The sequence below is a fragment of the Kitasatospora sp. NPDC057738 genome, from assembly GCF_042798815.1.
Classification (GTDB): domain Bacteria; phylum Actinomycetota; class Actinomycetes; order Streptomycetales; family Streptomycetaceae; genus Kitasatospora; species Kitasatospora lactacystinica.
This window is the reverse complement of record NZ_JBHVJT010000161.1, coordinates 1-3463: the sequence shown is the minus strand read 5'-3', so window position 1 is coordinate 3463 and position 3463 is coordinate 1. Positions and strand designations below refer to the sequence as shown.

The 3463-nt window shown below is 74.4% G+C and carries 2 protein-coding genes; one reads left to right on the top strand and one right to left on the bottom strand.

Annotated features, from left to right (window positions below; genetic code table 11):
- Positions 1–53 precede the first annotated feature (53 nt).
- Entirely contained in the window at positions 54–2333 is a 2280-nt protein-coding gene (locus ACFVGO_RS39300) for an FdhF/YdeP family oxidoreductase (RefSeq protein WP_359900016.1), read from the bottom strand.
- Between the two features lie 176 nt (positions 2334–2509).
- Here ACFVGO_RS39300 and ACFVGO_RS39295 point away from each other — a divergent pair.
- Positions 2510–3463, top strand: a 954-nt coding sequence (locus ACFVGO_RS39295; RefSeq protein ID WP_380636956.1) for a serine/threonine-protein kinase, incomplete at its 3' end; no start/stop codon positions are given.

Sequence of the window (3463 nt, the reverse complement as noted above, 5' to 3'; positions counted from 1 at the left end):
CGTCCGGTGACGTGGGGCGGCCCGCGTGCTGTGCCGCCCGGGGCGGCCGGCGGCTACGCGCCGCTGTCGGGGGCGAAGCGGATCACGACGGCCTTGGAGGTCGGCGTGTTGCTGATGTCGGCGGTGGAGTCGAGCGGCACCAGGACGTTGGTCTCGGGGTAGTAGGCCGCCGCGCCGCCGCGGGCGACGGGGTAGTGGACGACCCGGAAGTGCGGGGCGCGGCGCTCCACGCCGTCGCTCCACTCGCCGACCAGGTCGACGTACCCGCCGTCGGTGAGCCCGAGCTCGTCGGCGTCCGCGGGGTTGACCAGGACCACCCGGCGGCCGCCCTTGATGCCGCGGTAGCGGTCGTCGAGGCCGTAGACGGTGGTGTTGTACTGGTCGTGCGAGCGCAGCGTCTGGAGCAGCAGCCGGCCCGGCGGGACCTCGGGGGCGGTCAGCGGGTTGACGGAGAAGTTGGCCCTGCCGGTCGCGGTCGGGAAGGTGCGGGTGTCCCGGGGGCCGTGCGGCAGGGTGAAGCCGCCGGGGCGGCGGACCTTCTCGTTGTAGTCCTCGAAGCCCGGCACGACGCGGGCGATCCGGTCCCGCAGGGTGTCGTAGTCGGCGGCGAAGTCCTCCCACGGCACGGTGTCCTGCGGCCCGAGCACGGCGCGGGCGAGCCGGCAGACGATCGCGGTCTCGGAGAGCAGCCCGGGGGCGGGCGGGCGCAGGCCGCCGCGGGAGGCGTGCACCTGGCCCATCGAGTCCTCGACGCTGACGAACTGGGCGCCGCGCGCGGTGACGTCCCGGTCGGTGCGGCCCAGGGTGGGCAGGATCAGGGCGCGGGCGCCGGTGACCACGTGCGAGCGGTTGAGCTTGGTGGAGACGTGGACGGTCAGCCGGCAGCGGCGCATCGCGGCCTCGGTGACCTCGGTGTCCGGGGTGGCCGCGACGAAGTTGCCGCCCATCGCGAAGAAGACCCCGACCCTGCCGTCGCGCATCGCGCGGATGGTGTCCACCGAGTCGAGGCCGTGCTCGCGCGGCGGCTCGAAGCGGAACTCCTCGCCCAGCGCGTCCAGGAAGGCGGCGGTGGGGCGTTCGAAGATGCCCATCGTCCGGTCGCCCTGGACGTTGCTGTGCCCGCGCACCGGGCAGACCCCGGCGCCGGGGCGGCCGACGTTGCCGCGCAGCAGCAGGAAGTTGACGACCTCGCGGATGGTCGGCACGGCGTGCTTGTGCTGGGTGAGGCCCATCGCCCAGCAGACGATGATCTTCTCGGACCTCAGCACCAGCTCGCCGAGCTCTGCTATCTGCTCCCAGGGCAGACCGGTCGCGGCGAGCACCTCGTCGCGGTCGGTCCCGCGCGCCTGGGCCTCGAACTCCTCGAAGCCGTAGCAGTGTTCGGCGACGAAGTCGCGGTCGACGCCGTCCCGCTCCAGGACGATCCGGTTCAGCGCGCGGAACAGCGCGAGGTCGCCGCCGAGGCGGATCTGCAGGAAGAGGTCGGTCAGCTTGGTGCCCTGGCCGGCCAGCCCGCGCGCGTGCTGGGGGTTCTTGAACCGCTCCAGGCCCGCCTCCGGCAGCGGGTTGACGCTGACGATCGTGGCGCCGGCCCGCTTGGCGCGCTCCAGCGCGGAGAGCATCCGGGGGTGGTTGGTGCCCGGATTCTGGCCGGCCACGATGATCAGGTCGGCCTGGTAGAGGTCCTTCAGGCTGACGCTGCCCTTGCCGACGCCGAGCGTCTCGGTGAGCGCCGAGCCGGAGGACTCGTGGCACATGTTGGAGCAGTCCGGCATGTTGTTGGTGCCGAGCCGGCGGGCGAACAGCTGGTAGGCGAAGGCGGCCTCGTTGCTGGTCCGGCCGGAGGTGTAGAAGGCGGCGCCGTCCGGGGTGTCCAGGGCCTTCAGCTCCTCGGCGATCAGCGCGAAGGCGTCGTCCCAGGAGACCGGCGTGTAGTGGGTGGCGCCCTCGTCGAGCAGCATCGGCGCGGTGAGCCGGCCCTGCTGGCCCAGCCAGTAGCCGGAGCGCTCGGCCAGGTCGGCGACCGGGTGGGCGGCGAAGAAGTCGGCGTGGACGCGCCGCTCGGTGGCCTCCTCGGCGACGGCCTTGGCGCCGTTCTCGCAGAACTCGGCGGTGTGCGGCTTGTCCGGCTCCGGCCAGGCGCAGCCGGGGCAGTCGAAGCCGTTCTGCTGGTTGACCTTGCGCAGGGTGGCCAGGGTGCGGCGGGCGCCCATCTGCTCGGCGGCCATCCGCAGGCTGTGGCCGACGGCGGGCAGTCCGGCGGCCGCGTGCTGGGGCGCGGACACCTCGGGGGCGTCCTGCGCCGGGTCGCTCTGCGGGGCCTGCTTGGCCATGGCCGCTCTCCTCGGGCTCTGCTGGGTTCGCACCGCCGCGTTCGCGCGGGGATTCGATTGCATCCTTCCACCTGGCCGGGGTCCGGGGGAGAGGAGGAGGGGAGGGGCGACGGCGGGGGGAAGGGCGGTGGACTGCGTCGGTAGAGTCTGGGCGTCATGGCGGGAGGGGAGGGCGCGTGCGAGTCGGGGACGTCCTGGACGGCCGGTACGAGCTGGTGGAGAAGCTCGGGCAAGGCGGGTTCGGGGTGGTGTGGCGGGCCCGGGACACCCGGATGGGGCGGCCGGTGGCGGTCAAGGTCATCGGGCACCGCGGCGGTGACCGGGCGAAGGCCGCGCTGCGGTTCGTCCGGGAGGCCGGTGCGGCCGGCAACCTCTCGCACCCGCACATCGTCACGGTGCACGACCTGGGGCAGTGCGAGCTCGGCGGCGAGGAGGTCACCTACCTGGTGATGGAGCTGCTCACCGGCCGCACCCTCACCGAGGTGCTGCGGGCGGGGGTGCCCGAGCCCGCGCTCAGCCTGCGCTGGGGGCGGCAGATCGGCGGAGCGCTGGCGGCCGCGCACGACGCGGGCATGGTGCACCGGGACATCAAGCCGGACAACGTGATGATCACCGACACCGGGCAGTTGAAGGTGCTGGACTTCGGCATCGCCCAGCTGGACACCGGCGCGGGCGGGCTGACCACCACCGGGACGATCGTCGGCAGCCCGGCGTACATGGCGCCGGAGCGCTGGACCGGCGGCCGGGTGGACGGGCGGGCCGACCTCTACGCGCTGGGCTGCGTCCTGATCGAACTCTTCACCGGGGCACGGCCGTTCGGCGGGGACTCGACGCCGGTGCTGATGTACCAGCACCTCAACGAGGCGCCGGCGCCGCTGGACCCGGCGCAGTTCGGGCTGCCGCCGCAGGTGGCCGGGCTGGTCGCGGAGCTGCTGGCGAAGGATCCGGCGGACCGGCCGGCCGACGCCCGTTCGGTCGAGCGGCGGCTCGCCGAGCTGGCCGACTGGCCGGGCGGCCGGGCGGCCTCGGCGCGGCCGCCGGCGCCGACCGTGGTGGAGCGTCCGGGGCCGGTGGTGCCACCGCCGCCGAGCGCCCCGCCGGTCGTCCCCGCGCCCGCGCCTTCGCCCGCG

Coding starts and splice junctions, on each gene's coding strand:
- ACFVGO_RS39300 (WP_359900016.1), bottom strand. CDS start 2,333: ATGGCCAAGCAGGCCCCGCAGAGCGACCCGGCGCAGGACGCCCCCGAG.